The 16,255-nt window shown below is 71.7% G+C and carries 13 protein-coding genes; 9 read left to right on the top strand and 4 right to left on the bottom strand.

All coding sequences use genetic code 11. The annotated features are described in order from the left end of the window. The first annotated feature begins 70 nt into the window (after positions 1-70). The 6 genes from BMY19_RS17330 (at position 71) to BMY19_RS17305 (ending at position 9,565) form a co-directional block, all read left to right on the top strand. Positions 71-1,960, top strand: coding sequence for a glycoside hydrolase family 15 protein (locus BMY19_RS17330; RefSeq protein WP_100252417.1), 1,890 nt, complete (start codon positions 71-73; stop codon positions 1,958-1,960). Continuing rightward, complete coding sequence (tkt, locus tag BMY19_RS17325; RefSeq protein WP_091681140.1) at positions 1,957-4,032, top strand: transketolase; 2,076 nt, start codon at positions 1,957-1,959, stop codon at positions 4,030-4,032. The genes BMY19_RS17330 and tkt overlap by 4 nt, the downstream gene beginning before the upstream one ends. An 83-nt stretch (positions 4,033-4,115) precedes the next feature. Beyond that, positions 4,116-6,965, top strand: a complete 2,850-nt coding sequence (locus tag BMY19_RS17320; protein ID WP_100252416.1) for a bifunctional transaldolase/phosoglucose isomerase — start codon at positions 4,116-4,118, stop codon at positions 6,963-6,965. A 131-nt stretch (positions 6,966-7,096) separates the two neighbouring features. Beyond that, positions 7,097-8,074, top strand: a complete 978-nt coding sequence (gene gnd, locus BMY19_RS17315; protein ID WP_100252415.1) for a phosphogluconate dehydrogenase (NAD(+)-dependent, decarboxylating) — start codon at positions 7,097-7,099, stop codon at positions 8,072-8,074. Between the two features lie 55 nt (positions 8,075-8,129). Further along, positions 8,130-8,855: a 6-phosphogluconolactonase gene (pgl, locus tag BMY19_RS17310; RefSeq protein ID WP_100252414.1), complete on the top strand. Its 726-nt coding sequence runs from the start codon at positions 8,130-8,132 to the stop codon at positions 8,853-8,855. A 188-nt stretch (positions 8,856-9,043) separates the two neighbouring features. Next, the gene (locus BMY19_RS17305; RefSeq protein ID WP_100252413.1) at positions 9,044-9,565 is read left to right on the top strand and encodes a cysteine dioxygenase family protein; all 522 of its coding nucleotides are present in this window, start codon (positions 9,044-9,046) and stop codon (positions 9,563-9,565) included. Positions 9,566-9,587: 22 nt separating this feature from the next. Here BMY19_RS17305 and BMY19_RS17300 read toward each other — a convergent pair whose 3' ends face one another. Together BMY19_RS17300 and BMY19_RS17295 are read right to left on the bottom strand one after the other, a co-directional pair. Next, on the bottom strand, positions 9,588-10,049 hold the full coding sequence (locus tag BMY19_RS17300; RefSeq protein WP_012319278.1) for an Lrp/AsnC family transcriptional regulator: 462 nt from the start codon (positions 10,047-10,049) through the stop codon (positions 9,588-9,590). Between the two features lie 35 nt (positions 10,050-10,084). Then, positions 10,085-11,209, bottom strand: coding sequence for a 2'-deoxycytidine 5'-triphosphate deaminase (locus tag BMY19_RS17295; RefSeq protein ID WP_100252412.1), 1,125 nt, complete (start codon positions 11,207-11,209; stop codon positions 10,085-10,087). 256 nt (positions 11,210-11,465) lie between these two features. Here BMY19_RS17295 and apaG point away from each other — a divergent pair, with 256 nt between their 5' ends. Genes apaG through speG form a run of 3 tightly spaced genes read left to right on the top strand, consistent with a single transcriptional unit; the run spans position 11,466 to position 13,627 of the window. Further along, a complete protein-coding gene (apaG, locus tag BMY19_RS17290; RefSeq protein ID WP_012319280.1) occupies positions 11,466-11,858 on the top strand; it encodes a Co2+/Mg2+ efflux protein ApaG in 393 nt (130 codons plus the stop codon). 33 nt (positions 11,859-11,891) lie between these two features. Then, entirely contained in the window at positions 11,892-13,061 is a 1,170-nt protein-coding gene (gene argE, locus BMY19_RS17285; RefSeq protein WP_100252411.1) for an acetylornithine deacetylase, read from the top strand. 14 nt (positions 13,062-13,075) lie between these two features. Further along, the gene (gene speG / locus BMY19_RS17280) at positions 13,076-13,627 is read left to right on the top strand and encodes a spermidine N1-acetyltransferase (protein ID WP_026605087.1); all 552 of its coding nucleotides are present in this window, start codon (positions 13,076-13,078) and stop codon (positions 13,625-13,627) included. A gap of 91 nt (positions 13,628-13,718) precedes the next feature. Here the strand turns inward: speG and BMY19_RS17275 are convergent, their stop codons facing one another. Together BMY19_RS17275 and BMY19_RS17270 are read right to left on the bottom strand one after the other, a co-directional pair. Beyond that, positions 13,719-14,975, bottom strand: coding sequence for a hypothetical protein (locus tag BMY19_RS17275; protein WP_100252410.1), 1,257 nt, complete (start codon positions 14,973-14,975; stop codon positions 13,719-13,721). A gap of 169 nt (positions 14,976-15,144) precedes the next feature. Next, positions 15,145-16,182: an Hsp33 family molecular chaperone gene (locus tag BMY19_RS17270; protein ID WP_100252409.1), complete on the bottom strand. Its 1,038-nt coding sequence runs from the start codon at positions 16,180-16,182 to the stop codon at positions 15,145-15,147. Between the last annotated feature and the right edge of the window lie 73 nt (positions 16,183-16,255).

Genomic DNA, 16,255 nt, shown 5'->3' with positions numbered 1-16,255 from the left:
TGACCGGACGTCCTAGGTGCGTCGCAGCGGACGGCCCGGACTGCCGGCCGCGGACCGGGGCCGGGGCCGGATGGCTGCACGCATCGAGGATTACGCGCTCGTCGGGGATTGCCGGAGCGCGGCGTTGATCAGCCGTCAGGGCAGCGTCGACTGGTTGTGCTGGCCGCGCTTCGACGCGGCCGCCCTGTTCACCAGCCTACTGGGAACCGAGGCGCACGGCTTCTGGAAGATCTTCCCCGAGGCCGAGCACGTCGAGACGCGCTGGTCCTATCGGCCGGGCAGCCTCGTGCTGGAGACCCGCCACACCACGCGGCAGGGCGAGGTCCTGGTCACGGATTTCATGCCGGTCGGCGACGGGTCCCATCTGGTGCGGCTCGTCGAGGGCGTGCACGGGCGCGTCGCCATGCGGATGGAGATGGCGGTCCGGTTCGATTACGGCTCGGCCGTGCCCTGGGTGTCCCGCTCGGAGCTGGGCGACCTGCGCGCCGTCTCGGGCCCGCACAAGGTCGTGCTGCGCACCGACGTCCATCTCAAGGGATCGGACGCGCAGACGACGGTGTCCGAGTTCACCGTCCATGCCGGTGACAAGCACCGGTTCGTCCTGAGCTACGGTCCCTCCCACGAGGAGGACCCGCCCCCGATCGAGCCGCGCAAGGTCCTCGAGGCCACCGACCAGCACTGGCGCGAATGGTCGTCGCGCTGCGCCGGCGGCACGGGCTGGGACCGGATGCTCCAGCGCTCCCTCCTGACCCTCAAGGCGCTGATCTACGAGCCCACCGGCGGCATCGTGGCGGCGCCCACGGCCTCCCTGCCGGAGGGGCTCGGCGGGATCCGCAACTGGGATTACCGGTTCTGCTGGCTGCGCGACTCGACGCTGACGCTGATCGCCCTGATGGACGGGGGCTACATCGACGAGGCGCGCGACTGGCTGGGCTGGCTGCTGCGGGCCGTGGCGGGCAATCCCGAGCAGGCGCACATCCTCTACGGCATCGCCGGCGAGCGGCTGCTGCCCGAGATCGAGCTGGACTGGCTGCCGGGCTACGAGAACTCGCGGCCCGTCCGCATCGGCAACGCCGCCGCCAGCCAGTTCCAGCTCGACGTCTACGGCGAGCTGTTCGACGCGCTCTACCAGGCCCATGCCCGCGGCCTGCCGGTGAGCAAGGACGGCCTGCGGGTCGGCCTCGCGATCCTGAACCACCTGGAGACCGCGTGGCGCGAGCCCGACGAGGGGATCTGGGAGGTGCGCGGCGGGCGTCGCCACTTCACGCACTCGAAGGTCATGGCCTGGGTGGCGTTCGACCGGGCGCTGCGCATGCACGAGATGCACGAGAACGGCGCCACGCAGGAGCAGGCCGAGCGCTGGCGCGCCGTCAAGGACGAGATCCACGCCGAGGTCTGCGAGAAGGGCTTCGACCCTGCCCTCAACAGCTTCGTCCAGTCCTACGGCGCGAAGGCCCTGGACGCGAGCCTCCTGCTCATCGCCCATACCGGCTTCCTGCCGCAGCACGATCCCCGGGTGGTCGGCACCGTGGAGGCGATCGGCAAGGGGCTGATGCGGGACGGCTTCATCCTCCGCTACGAGACCGAGGGGCAGACCACCGACGGGCTGACCGGCTCCGAGGGGGCTTTCCTGCCCTGCACCTTCTGGTACGTGGACAACCTCATCGGCCTGGGGCGGCGCGACGAGGCCGGGGCACTGATCGAGCGCCTGATCGGCATCTGCACCGATCTCGGCCTCGTCAGCGAGGAATACGACGTGCAAGCCAAGCGTCTTGTGGGTAACTTCCCTCAGGCGTTCACCCACGTCGCCCTCGTCAACACGCTCCTCAGCTATACGCGCGGCGAAGGGCCGGCGGATCGGCAGGGTGGTAAGGCCAACGGAGCTCCTCCCGCCGTCCTACGGCAGCGCGAAGCCGCGAAGCGGACCGCGCGAGGCGAACTGGAAGACGCGACATCATGAGCGGTGCTGACACTCCCGCCAAGGCGGCCCTCGCTGAGATCGATACGCTCAGCATCAACACGATCCGGACGCTCGCCATCGACGCGGTGCAGAAGGCCAATTCGGGCCATGCCGGCGCGCCCATGGCGCTGGCGCCGGTCGCCTACACGCTGTGGAACCGCTACCTGCGCTACGACCCGGCGCACCCGCACTGGCCGAACCGCGACCGGTTCGTGCTGTCCTGCGGCCACGCCTCGATGCTGCTCTACGGGCTGCTGCACCTCGCGGGCGTCGCCGAGAGCGACGGCGGCAATGCCCCGGCGGTGTCGCTGGAGGACATCAAGAAGTTCCGGCAGCTCGACAGCCGGACCCCGGGCCACCCGGAATACCACTTCACCACCGGCGTCGAGACCACCACGGGCCCGCTCGGCCAGGGCGTCGCCAACTCGGTCGGCATGGCCATGGGCAGCCGCTTCCTCGGCCAGCACCTGAACCGGCCGAACCTGCCGCTGTTCGACTACAACGTCTACGCCGTCTGCTCGGACGGCGACCTGATGGAGGGCGTCGCCTCGGAGGCCGCCTCGCTCGCCGGCCACCTGCGGCTCGCCAACCTCTGCTGGATCTACGACGACAACACCGTCACCATCGAGGGCCACACGGAGCTGGCCTTCGGCGAGGAGGTCGCGACCCGCTTCCTGGCCTACGGCTGGCAGGTGCTGCGCGTCGCCGACGCCAACGACGTGCACGCGCTGGCGGGCTCGATCGAGACCTTCCTGGCCACCAACGACCGCCCGACGCTCATCATCGTCAAGTCGGTGATCGGCTACGGCGCCCCGAAGAAGCAGGGCACCTCCAAGGCCCACTCCGACGCGCTCGGCGAGGACGAGGTGAAGGGCGCCAAGCGCGCCTACGGCTGGCCGGAGGACGCGCAGTTCCTCGTGCCGGACGGCGTGCAGGAGAACTTCCGCAACGGCATCGGCAAGCGCGGCGCCGGCCTCTACGATTCGTGGCAGGGCCTGCTCGCCAAGGCGAAGGAGGCGGACGCCGCCCACGCCGAGGACCTGAACGCCTTCCTGGAAGGCCGCCTGCCGGAGGGCTGGGACAAGGACATCCCGGTCTTCGAGCCGGACGCCAAGGGCCTCGCCACCCGCGAATCCTCCGGCAAGGTGCTGAACGCCATCGCCCAGCACGTGCCGTTCCTTCTCGGCGGCTCGGCCGATCTGGCGCCGTCCAACAAGTCCAACCTGACCTTCGAGGGCGCGGGCTCGTTCGGCCCGTTCTCGCCGGGCGGCCGCAACCTGCATTTCGGCGTCCGCGAGCACGCCATGGGCTCGATCGTGAACGGGCTCGGCCTCTCCGGGCTGCGGGCCTACGGCGCGACCTTCCTGGTCTTCGCCGACTACATGCGCCCGCCGATCCGGCTCGCCTCGCTCATGGAGCTGCCGGTCTTCCACATCTTCACCCACGACTCGATCGGCGTGGGCGAGGACGGGCCGACCCACCAGCCGGTGGAGCAGCTCCTGTCGCTGCGCTGCATCCCGGGCCTCGTGACCCTGCGCCCGGCCGACGCCAACGAGGTCGCCGAGGCCTACCGGGTGATCTTCACGCTGAAGAACCAGCCGGCGGTTCTCGCCCTCTCGCGCCAGCCGCTGCCGACCCTCGACCGCGCGAAGTACGGGGCCGCCTCCGGCACCGCCAAGGGCGGCTACGTGCTGGCCGACAGCGAGGGCACGCCCGACGTGATCCTGCTCGCCTCGGGCTCCGAGGTGCAGCTCTGCGTCGGTGCCTACGAGGCCCTGAAGGCCGAGGGGGTGAAGGCCCGGGTCGTGTCGATGCCGTCCTGGGACCTGTTCGAGCGCCAGGACGAGGCCTACCGCGACTCGGTGCTGCCCCCCGCCGTCAAGGCCCGGGTGGCCGTCGAGCAGGGCAGCGTCATCGGCTGGGACCGCTACGCCGGTTCCGAGGGCGCGATCATCGGCATGCACACCTTCGGCGCCTCGGCGCCGATCAAGGATCTCCAGACCAAGTTCGGTTTTACCCCCGAGAAGGTCCTGGACGCCGCGAAGGCGCAGGTGGCCAAGCACAGGAAGTAGCCCGGGGGCCTGCTCTCCCGCCCGGTCCGGGCGGGAGGGTGCGTTCGGGCGAGAGTACGCGGTACGCGAGGCGAGGAACCGACATGAACGCGCTCAAGGCCCTGCACGACGAACAGGATCAAGCGGTCTGGCTCGACTTCGTGGCCCGCGGATTCATCGAGAAGGGCGAGCTGAAGCAGCTCGTGGAGCGCGACGGCCTGCGGGGCGTCACCTCCAACCCGTCGATCTTCGAGAAGGCGATCGGCCACTCGGACGAGTACGACGACAGCCTGAAGGCCGTGCAGGCGACCGGCGACAGCCGCGTCATCGACCTCTACGAGGGGCTCGCCATCGCCGACATCCAGGCGGCCGCCGACGTGCTCCGCCCGGTCTACGAGGCGAGCGACGGCGCCGACGGCTACGTCAGCCTGGAGGTCTCGCCCTACCTCGCCCTCGACACCGAGGCGACGCTGGCCGAGGCGCGCCGCCTGCACAAGGCGGTCTCCCGCGACAACCTGATGGTCAAGGTGCCGGCCACCCCGGAGGGGATCCCGGCGATCCAGCAGCTGACGAGCGAGGGCATCTCGATCAACGTCACCCTGCTGTTCTCGCAGGAGGCCTACGAGGCCGTGGCGCGCGCCTTCATCGACGGTCTCGACGCGCGCGCGAAGGCCGGCCACGACGTCTCGCGGATCGCCAGCGTGGCGAGCTTCTTCATCAGCCGCATCGACGTCCTGGTCGACAAGCTCCTCGACGAGAAGATCGCGCAGGCCAACGACCCGGACGAGAAGTTCGCCCTGGAGCAGCTGAAGGGCAAGGTGGCGATCGCCAACGCCAAGCTCGCCTACCAGCGCTACAAGACGATCTTCGCCGAATCCAAGTGGACCGCCCTGGCCGAGAAGGGCGCCAAGGCGCAGCGGCTGCTCTGGGCCTCCACGGGCGTGAAGAACAAGGCCTATTCCGACGTCCTCTACGTCGAGGAGCTGATCGGGCCGAACACCGTCAACACGATGCCGCCGGCCACCATGGACGCGTTCCGCGACCACGGCGTCGTGCGGGCCACGATCGAGGAGGACGTGCCCGGCGCCGAGGCGGTGATGAACCGCCTCGCCCGGGCCGGGATCGACATCGAGGCGGTCGCCGAGCAGCTGGTGAAGGAGGGCGTGCAGCTCTTCATCGACGCCGCCGACAACCTGCTGGGCGCCGTCGCCGGCAAGCGCGTCGCGCTGCTGGGGCACCGTCTGGACGGGCAGAGCCTCGCCATGGACGACACCCTGGCGGCCGAGGCCAAGAAGGCCGTCGAATCCTGGCGCGCCAGCGGGTCGATCCGCCGGCTCTGGGCGGGCGACGCCTCGGTCTGGTCCGGCCACGACGAGGCGAACTGGCTCGGCTGGCTGCACATCGTCGAGGAGGAGCTCGAGAAGGCCGCCGACTACGCCGCCTTCTCCGACTGGGTGAAGGCGCAGGGCTTCACCGACGCCGTGGTGCTGGGCATGGGCGGGTCGAGCCTCGGCCCGGAGGTCCTGAGCCTGACCTACGGCCAGCGCGAGGGGTTCCCGAAGCTCCAGATCCTCGACTCGACCCACCCGGATCAGGTGCGCGCCCTGGAGGCGAGCATCGACCTGGCCCGGACGCTGTTCATCGTCGCGTCCAAGTCCGGCTCGACCCTGGAGCCGAACGTCTTCCGCGACTACTTCCTGGCCCGCGCGAAGGACGTGCTCGGCGAGAAGGCCGGCGACCACTTCGTGGCCGTGACCGATCCGGGCTCCGACATGGAGCGCGCCGCCAAGGCGGATGGGTTCAAAAAGATCTTCTACGGCGTGAAGCAGATCGGCGGGCGCTACTCGGTGCTCTCGGCCTTCGGCCTCGTGCCGGCCGCCGCCATGGGCCTCGACGTGAAGGCGCTCCTCGAGACCGCCCGCATCATGGTCCGCTCCTGCGGCCCGGCCGTGCCGCCGGCCGTGAACCCGGGCGTCCTGCTGGGCACGGCCATCGGCGCCGTGGCGCTCGCCGGCCGCGACAAGGTGACGATCGTCGCCTCGCCGGCGATCGCGAGCTTCGGCGCCTGGGCCGAGCAGCTGATCGCGGAATCGACCGGCAAGCAGGGCAAGGGCCTCGTGCCGGTGGACGGCGAGCCGGTCGGCGTCCCGGCCGTCTACGGCCACGACCGGTTCTTCGTCTACCTGCGCCTCGACGGCAACGCCGAGGCCGCGCAGGACGAGGCCCTGCGCGCCCTGGAGCGGGACGGCCACCCGATCGCCCGCATCACCCTCGACTCGATCGAGCAGCTGCCGCAGGAATTCTACCGCCTGGAGATGGCGACCGCGGTGGCCGGCGCGGTGATCGGGATCAACCCGTTCGACCAGCCCGACGTCGAGGCCAGCAAGGTCGAGACGAAGAAGCTGTTCGCCGAGGCCGAGGCGAAGGGCGCCCTCCCCGCCGAGACGCCGCTCTACGAGGACGACTGGGTCGCGCTCTACGCCGATCCGCGGAACGCCGACGCCCTCAAGCCGGCCGCCGAGGGGCTCGAGGCCGCGATCAAGGCGCAGATCGGCCGCCTGAAGGACGGCGATTACCTGGGGCTCCTGGCCTACGTCCCGCGCGACGCCGAGTCCGCCGCGATCCTGCAGGAGCCGCGGATCGCCGTGCGCGACGCCCGCAAGGTCGCGACCTGCCTGGAGTTCGGGCCGCGGTTCCTCCACTCGACCGGCCAGGCCTACAAGGGCGGCCCGGACACCGGCGTGTTCCTGCAGATCACCGCGGACGCTGCCGAGGACCTGCCGATCCCGGGCCGGAAGCTCGGGTTCAGCACCGTCGTCGCGGCGCAGGCGCGGGGCGACTTCGCCGTCCTCGCCGAGCGCGGCCGGCGGGCGCTGCGCGTCCACCTCAAGGGCGGCGACACGAAGGCCGGCCTCGTCCGGGTCGCGGCGGCCCTGAAGATGGCGGTCGTCTAGCCGTCCCGGACCGCCGGCGGGGGGCTTCCCGGCCCGCCGCCGGTCCGCCGCGGCGGATCGCCTGTGACGACGGTGAAGCCGTAGGGGCCTGACCCTCGCCGCGCGGGGGCAATCGGTAAGGAAGGGCAGCAATGCAACTCGGCATGATCGGCCTCGGCCGGATGGGCGGCAACATCGTCCGGCGTCTCCTGCGCGACGGGCACACAGCCGTGGTGTTCGACCAGAACCCGGCGGCCGTCGCCGCCCTGGTCGAGGCCGGCGCGGTCGGCGCGTCGAGCCTGGAGGACCTGGTCTTGAAGCTCGAGGTGCCGCGCGCGGCCTGGGTGATGCTGCCGGCCGGGGCGATCACCGAGCAGACCGTCCAGGCGCTCTCGGGGCTGATGCAGGCGGACGACTGCATCATCGACGGCGGCAACTCCTTCTACGGCGACGATGTCCGCCGCGGGGCCGTCCTGAAGGAGAAGGGCCTGCACTACGTGGATGTCGGCACTTCGGGCGGCGTCTGGGGCCTGGAGCGCGGCTACTGCATGATGATCGGCGGGGACAAGGAAGCCGTCGACCGCCTCGACCCGATCTTCAAGACCCTGGCGCCCGGCATCGGCGACATCCCGAAGACGCCGAACCGCGAGGGGCGCGACCCCCGCGCCGAGCAGGGCTACATTCACGCGGGCCCGACCGGCGCCGGCCACTTCGTCAAGATGGTCCATAACGGCATCGAGTACGGCCTGATGCAGGCCTACGCGGAGGGCTTCGACATCCTCCGCCACGCCAACGCGTCCGACCTGCCGGCCGAGCGCCGCTTCGATCTCAACATGGGCGACATCGCCGAGGTCTGGCGCCGCGGCAGCGTCGTCTCGTCCTGGCTGCTCGACCTGACCGCCCAGGCACTCGCGGGCGACGAGCAGCTCACCGACTTCTCCGGCTACGTCGAGGATTCGGGCGAGGGCCGCTGGACCATCAACGCCGCCGTCGAGGAGGGCGTCCCGGCGACGGTGCTCTCCGCCGCGCTCTACCGCCGCTTCCGCTCCCGCGAGCACGCGAGCTACGCCGACAAGCTGCTCTCGGCGATGCGCAAGGGCTTCGGCGGCCACCAGGAGCCGAAGGGCTGAGCGGGACGCCCGCCGGCCGACCTGTCCGACCCCCGAAGCCGCAGGGCCCGAACCCATGAGTCTTCCCGTCGGAACCCACGTCCTGAAGGATCCGGAGGCGGTCGCCCGCGAGGCGGCCGAGCGGATCATCGTGGCCTGCGGCGAGAGCCGGTCCGACCGGATCGCGCTCTGCCTCTCGGGCGGCTCGACGCCCAAGGTGCTGTACGGCCTGCTCGCCGGGCCGGACTACGCGGCCCGGGTGCCGTGGGAGCGGATCCACTGGTTCTTCGGCGATGACCGCGCCGTGCCGTGGGACGATCCGCGCAGCAATGTCCGGATGGTCCGGGAGGCGTTCGGGCACGGGTCCCGGATCCCGCCGACGCATCTCCACTTCATCCCGTCGGACGCGGGCCCGGAGGCGGGCGCCCGCGCCTACGAGCGGACGCTCCTCGACTTCTACGGGGCCGAGCGCCTCGATCCGGCCCGCCCGCTGTTCGACCTCGTGCTGCTCGGCCTCGGCGAGGACGGGCACACCGCCTCGCTGTTTCCCGGCAAGCCCGCCGTCGACGAGACCCGGCGGCTCGTCGTCGCCGTGCCCGAGGCCGGCCTGGAGCCGTTCGTTCCGCGGATCAGCCTGACGCTGCCGGCGCTGGCGTCGTCCCGGCACGTGCTGTTCCTCGTCACCGGGGCCGGCAAGCGGGCCCCGCTGGCCCGGCTGGCCGCCGGCCAGACCCTGCCGGCCGGCCGCGTGACCAGCGCGGGCGCCGTGGCGTGGCTGCTCGACGAGGCCGCGGCCGGCTGAACCCGCCGCGCCGGCGTCAGCCGCGCGGGAATGATCGGGCGCGCGCAACACCATTTCTTACTCGGGCGTCCCCGAGCAATGGCATTGCCACGTCGCACGTGATGACGCTCGAGAACGCAACCCGTCATCGCCAGCCTCTGGGTATCCTTCGTGCAGCCTCGTGAAAGGGCACCGAAGGAGACCCGCCGATGCCGCAGACCACCACCCCGACCGACGTCGAGGCGATGCTGGCGAACCTCGCGCGCTCCGCGAGCCGCTCGCCGGAGGCCTATCTGGCCTCGGCCCGGGCGACCCTGGTGCGCCTGCTGGCCCAGCCGGATCTGCTCGACCCGTCGCGGCTGGTCGGCCGGGGGCCCGGCCTGAGCCGGAACCTCCTGTTCGGCACCGAGGCGATCAGCGTCTGGGCGATGGTCTGGGCGCCCGGCACGGTCACGCCGGTCCATGACCACCACTGCTCGTGCTGCTTCGGCCTGCTGCGCGGCAGCCTCCGGGAGACGTGGTATCGCCCGATCAGCGAGACCCACGCGGTGGCGACCATGGACGCCGTCCGCGAGCCCGGCTTCGTCGCCTGCATGATGCCCACGGGGCCGAACCTGCACCGGATCGCCAATGACGGGCCGGAGGCGGCCGTCTCGATCCACGTCTACGGCTACGATCACCGGGCGCAGGACTCGTCGATCCACCGCACCTACGCGGTGGCGGCGGGCTGAGCCCCGCCGCGGCGCGGTCGGGTCACGCCACGTAGATCGTCGGGACGGCGGTCGTGTACTTCATCTCCTCCATGGCGATGGAGGAGGACAGGTTCGAGAAGTCGAGCTTGGCGATGAGGCGCTGGTAGACCGCGTCGTAGGCCTCGATATCGGGCACCACGATCCGCAGCAGGTAGTCGATCTCGCCGGTCAGGCGCCACGCCTCGACGATCTCCGGGAAGCCGGCGACCACCCGCCGGAACGCGTCCGACCAGTCTGCGGCGTGGCGCGGCGCCTTCACGGCCACGAACACCGTGGTGGGGACGTTGACCTTGCGGCGGTCCACCAGGGCGACCCGGCGGCGGATCACCCCGGAGGCCTCCAGCTTCTTCACCCGCCGCCAGCACGGCGCCGCGCTGATGCCGACCTGCTCGGCGAGTTCGGCCACCGGGAGCGTCGCGTCCTGCTGGAGGAGATCGAGGATCTTCCGGTCCACGGCGTCCATGCGATCGATGCTCCCGTCGGCGCGTCCGGGCCGGACTACAGGGCGAAGTGCTTCGAGAGCTTGAGCCCCTGGGCCTGGTAGTTCGAGCCGGCCCCCGCCCCGTAGAGCGTCTCCGGCAGGTCGAGCATCCGCTCGTAGACGAGGCGGCCGACGATCTGCCCGTCCTCCAGAAGGAAGGGCACGTCGCGGGAGCGGACCTCCAGCACGGCCCGCGCGCCCGCCCCGCCGGCCCCGGCATAGCCGAAGCCCGGGTCGAAGAAGCCCGCGTAGTGGACGCGGAACTCGCCCACGAGGGGATCGAACGGCACCATCTCGGCGGCGTGGTCCGGCGGGACCTGCACGGCCTCCTTGGAGGCCAGGATGTAGAACTGGCCGGGATCGAGGATCAGGCTGCCCGATCCGTCGGCGGCGAGGGGTTCCCAGAAATCCGCGGCCCGGTGGCGGCCGGGGGCGTCGACGTCGACGAGGCCGGTGTGGCGCTTGGCCCGGTAGCCGACGAGGCCGTCGAAGCCGGCGAGGTCGACCGAGACCGCGACGCCGCCCTGGAAGGACGGGCTGCCGGCGTCGACCAGGGCCGAGCGGGCGTGCAGCAGGCCGAGCTCGGCCTCGGTCAGCCGCGGCGCCCCGCGGCGGAAGCGGATCTGCGACAGCCGCGAGCCGCTGCGCACGAGGACCGGGAAGGTCCGCGGCGAGATCTCCGCGTAGAGCGGCCCGTCGTAGCCGGGCTCGACCTGATCGAAGGCCTCGCCCCGGTCGGTGATCACGCGGGTGAAGACGTCGATGCGCCCGGTCGAGCTCTTCGGGTTCGCGGCCGCCGCGAGATCGGCCGGCAGGGCGAGGCTCTCCTGGAGCTCCGCGATGTAGACGCAGCCCGTCTCCAGGACGGCGCCCGGGCGCAGATCCACGGCGTGCAGCGACAGCCGGTCGACGCAGGCCTGGACCGTCCGTCCCGAGCCGGGCAGGAAGCTCGTCCGCACCCGGTAGGCCCTGGCGCCCAGGCGCAGGTCGAGGCTCGCGGGCTGGATCTGATCGGCCGCGAAGGGGCTCGCATTCCGGATGCCGCCCGCCTGCGCGAGGGCGGCGATCGCCTGGGCCGGCAGGATGCCGGATCGGCCGTCCGCGCTCGTCTCGGCGGCTCCCGTCGCTGCGCCCGCGTTCATCGCGCCCCTGACTCCCTCGCGCGCCCCGGCCGGTCCGCGTCACGCCGAGCAGCGTTGTCCGCCTGGACCCGCTAACGCGGGCTTAACCGCGTCCGGAGGCCTCGTGAGGCCGGCGCCGCGACCGGCGGCCCGCCGCGCCGCGCGAGGTAGTCCGCCGCAATTGACGGCGATTCCGCCGCCCACTACCACCGGCCGGGAAGCGCGTTCCATTCGGCTTCCGCGAGTCGTACCGTCCGAAGAAGGGCCAATTAGGGCGATGTACAAGGCCGAGACGCGGGGAATAAGTGTGACGGTCCAGTCTCGTTTCGTCGAGGAGGAGTCCTCGCCGACCGAGAGCCGGTACTTCTTCGCCTACACGGTCGAGATCGTGAACAACGGCAGCGAGCAGGTCCAGCTGCGCTCGCGCCACTGGCGGATCATCGACGGGCACGGGGCCTGCCAGGAAGTGCGCGGCACCGGCGTGGTCGGTAAGCAGCCGGTGCTGGAGCCGGGCGAGTCCTTCTGCTACACCAGCGGCTGTCCGCTCAACACGCCCGACGGGTTGATGGCCGGCAGCTACACCATGGCGACGGTGGCCGGCGAGAGCTTCGAGGCCGAGATCCCCGCCTTCTCCCTCGACAGCCCGCACGTCCGCCGCAGCCTGCACTGAGGTCCCGGCCGGGGCCTCGCCCCGGAGGAATCCATGTCCGCGACCGGCGAGCGGCTGAGCCCGCTCGACATGCTCGCCCGCCTCGTGTCCTTCGACACGGAGAGCGACAAGTCCAACCTCGCCCTGATCGACGCCGTCTGCGCCTATCTCGACGGCTGGGACGTCCCGTACCTGCGCCTCCCGAACGCGGCGGGCGACAAGGCCGCGATCCTCGCCACGGTCGGCCCGATGGTCGACGGCGGCACCGTCCTGTCCGGACACACCGACGTGGTGCCGGTGGTGGGCCAAGCCTGGACCGGCGACCCGTTCACCCTGCGCGTCGCCGACGGCCGTGCCTACGGACGGGGCGCGGTCGACATGAAGGGCTTCGACGCGCTGGCCCTGGCGCTCGTGCCCGACATGCTCGCCGCCGGCCTGAAGCGGCCGATCCACATCCTGCTCTCCTACGACGAGGAGACGACCTGCCTCGGCTCGATGGACGGGATCGCGCGGTTCGGCGACGGCCTGCCGCGGCCGGCCGCGGTGATCGTCGGCGAGCCCACCGGGATGGAGGTGGCGGACGCCCACAAGAGCATCGTCACCTGCCTCACCACGGTCCACGGCCACGAGGCCCATTCCGCCCGCCCCGCCCTCGGCGCGAACGCCGTGTCGGCCGCCTGCGACCTCGTCGCCGGCCTCAACCGGATCGCCGACCTGATGATCGAGCGCGGCGACCCGTCCGGGCGGTTCGACCCGGCCTCGACCACGGTCCATGTCGGGACGATCCAGGGTGGCACCGCCCGCAACATCCTCGCCAAGGAGTGCCGCTTCCTCTGGGAGTATCGCGGCCTGCCGGATCTCGACCCGGCCGAGATCCCGCGGCTCTTCGCGGCCGAGGTCGAGTGGGTCACCCGCGAGCGCCTCAACCGCTACGGCGCGTTCGGGCGGATCGAGACGCTGGAGGAGGTCGACATCCCCGGCCTCGCCCCGGAGCCGGGCTCGGCGGCCGAGCGCCTCTGCCTGCGCCTCGCCGGACGCAACCACACCGTCGCGGTCCCCTACGCCACCGAGGCCGGGCGCTTCCAGGCGGCGGGTCTCCCGACGGTGGTCTGCGGCCCCGGCGACATCGCCCAGGCGCACCAGCCCGACGAGTTCATCACCCTCGACGCCCTGGGCCAGGGTGAGCACTTCCTGCGCGAGCTGATCGAGGCCAGTGCGTCATGAATGCGGTGACCGGTATCACCATCAAGCTGCGTCCGCTGGAGCGGGAGGACCTGCGCTTCGTCCACCAGCTCAACAACAACGACAGCATCATGCGCTACTGGTTCGAGGAGGCCTACGAGTCCTTCGCCGAGCTGCAGCAGCTCTACGAGCGCAACATCCACAACCAGACCGAGCGGCGCTTCATCGTGGCCGATCCGAGCGGCGAGCCGGCCGGGCTGATCGAGCTCGTCGAGATCAACCACCTGCACCGGCGCTGCGAGTTCCAGATCGCGATCCACCCGAGCTTCCAGGGCCGCGGCTACGCGTGGCAGGCCACCCGGATCGCCATGGATTACGCGTTCAGCGTGCTCAACATCCACAAGCTCTACCTGCACGTCGACCGGGACAACGCCCGGGCCGTGCGGATCTACGAGCGCTGCGGCTTCCACCCCGAGGGCGTGCTGAAGGACGAGTTCTTCGTCAACGGGCGCTACCGCGACGCCGTGCGGATGTGCCTGTTCCAGCCGGACTACCTGAGAGCCCGCGGCGGAGGCGGCGACATCGCCGAGCCCGTCCTGAAGGTGTGAACCGGGTCTCGCCCGCCGCCGACGGGCGACGGACGAGCTCGAAACGACGCGGGGGCGGAGCCCGTCGGCCCCGCCCCCGCGCTCACGCCGCTCAGTTGCGGCCGGCACCGCCCGTCTGGCCGCCGGCCCGGCCGGCACCCTGGGCGCCGCCCATGGCGCCGTTGCCGCCCGCGTTGCCGCCCGCATTGCCGCTCATGCCGCCGCGCTCCGCGCCGCCCGTCCGGCCGCCCTCGGCGCCGGCCTTCATGCCGCCCTGCTGGCCGCCGCGATCGGACGCGTTGCGGATGCCGTCCTGCTGGCCGCCGCGCATGTCGCTGTTGCGCATGCCGTCGTTCTTGCCTTCCTGCTGACGGGAGGCCTTGTCCATCCCGCGATCCTGGCCGCGGTCGTTCCGGTCCATCCGGCCTGCGTTGCGGCCCTCGTTCCGCGACGCGTTGCGGATGCCGTCGCGCTCGCCGCGGTTGTCGAAGCGCGCGCCGGCGCGCTGCTCGGAGCGGAAGCTCGCGCTGACCGCACCGCCGCCGCTCAGGCGCCGGTACTCGGCGGAGCCGTAGCGCACCCGCTGGCCGCGGATCGTCACGAAGCGGTCCTCCTGGACGGAGACGAGGCGGCGGTACTCGGGGGAGCCGTACACCACGCGCTGGCCGCGAATGACGACGTAGCGCTCGCGCGGGCCGGTCTCGCGGACGCTGACCAGACGGCGGTACTCGGGCGAACCGTAGAGCACGCGCTGGCCGCGGATCACGACGTAGCGCGCGCGCGGGCCGCGGTTCTCGGTGACGATCAGGCGGCGATACTCCGGCGAGCCGTACACGACCCGGCGGCCGCCGATGAACACGTAGCGGCCCTCGCGGCGGAAGCCGCCCTCGACCCGCTCGGACCGGACATCCGTCCGGCTCACGTCGGTCCGGCCGCGGAAATCGGTCCGGTCGGCGCGGCGGTCACCGCGGCGGTCACCGCGATCGGCACGCGCGCCGTCGCGAACCCCGCGCTCGTCGCGGTCGGCGCGATCACCGCGACGGTCGCCCTGCTCGGCGCCGGCCCGGTCCTTGTCCTGAGCCATGCGATCCTGGCCCGTGCGGCCCTCGCCGCCGGCCTCGCGGCCCTGCGCGGACCGGCCTGCCTCGGCACCGGAGCGCTCGGACGCCGCCTGGCGGCCGCCCTTCATGTCACCCTGGGCGCCGCCCTGCATGCCGCCGCGCTCGCCGCCACCGGCCTTCATGCCGGACTCGGCGCCACCCTGACCGCCGCGACCGCCCATCCCGGCGCCGCGATCGGCGCCACCCTGCTGGGCGTAGGCCGAGGTGCTGATCAGCAGCGCGGCCAATCCGATCGATAATTTCCGCATGGCGTACCCTCCAATGTTGAATCTGCGACGCAACGTCAAAGGTCGCGAAACGGTTCAGCCTGGAGGGCCCAAAAATTTACGCAACGAATACCGATCTTCGTGCGTTTCGCGCGGAAAAGCTTGGCCGTAGACGCGGGCATGCTGGTCCGCAGGCCCGCTGTCCTGCGCTCTACTGGCCGGGCTGTCCGGCGATCTCGGCCTCGACCTCCTGGGGATCGAGGTCGTAGCGCCGGGAGCAGAACTCGCAGGTGATGACGATGCGCCCGTCATCCGCCACCATCTCGTGCCGCTCCTGCGGCGTGAACGAGCGGATCATGCCCATCACCCGCTCCCGCGAGCAGCGGCAGGTCTCCTGGACGGGCTGGCGGTCGAACACCCGCACCCCGCTCTCGTGGAACAGCCGGTAGAGCAGCCGCTCGCTCGACACGTTCGGATCGACCAGCTCGTGGTCCTCTATGGTCGCGACCAGCGAGCGGGCCTCGACCCAGGCATCGTCCTCCGGCGCGTCCCCCGAGAGGTGCGCGTGGCCCTCCGGGATATCGCCCGGGGGCAGGTCGGCGAGGCGCGCCCGGTCGACCGACTGGGGCAGGAACTGCACGAGCAGCCCTCCGGCCCGCCAGCGCCCGGCCCCCTCCTCCACGGCCTCGGCCACGGCGAGGCGCACCTGCGTGGGGATCTGCTCCGACTGGCGGAAATACTGGTGCGCGGCCTCCTCCAGGCTCTGGCCCTCGAGGGCGACGACGCCCTGGTAGCGGCTCGCGGCGGTGCCCTGGTCGATGGTCATGGCGAGATGCCCGGTGCCGATCAGCTCGGCATCCTTGAGCGGGCCGGTCCCGAGGGCCGCGACCCGCTCCGGCTCGAACCGCGCGGTGGCGCGCAGCCGGTCCGGGGCCTCGAAATCGACCACGATCATCGCGACCGGACCGTCGGTCTTGGTCTGGAGCTGGAACCGGCCCTCGAACTTGAGGGAGGAGCCGAGCAGCACCGTCAGCGCCGCGGCCTCGCCGAGGAGGCGCGCCACCGGGTCCGGGTAGCCGTGACGGCGCAGGATCGTGTCGACGGCCGGGCCGAGCCGGACGACTCGGCCGCGGACGTCCAGCGCCTCGACGGCGAAGGGCAGGACGGCGTCGTCCGCGCCGGCATGGCCGTTGCCGGCATTCTGGGGCTGGGATGGCGACTGGGGGTGCGACTGCGTTCCTGAGGTCATGCCCTCTCCGATCGATGCGTCCGGCGGCGCGTGCCGGCAAAGCGGGGATCCGTCCTCCCGGGGGCCGGGCGGC

The sequence above is a fragment of the Methylobacterium sp. UNC300MFChir4.1 genome (assembly GCF_900110155.1).
Taxonomy (GTDB): domain Bacteria; phylum Pseudomonadota; class Alphaproteobacteria; order Rhizobiales; family Beijerinckiaceae; genus Methylobacterium.
This window is presented reverse-complemented; position numbering and strand designations above follow the sequence as displayed.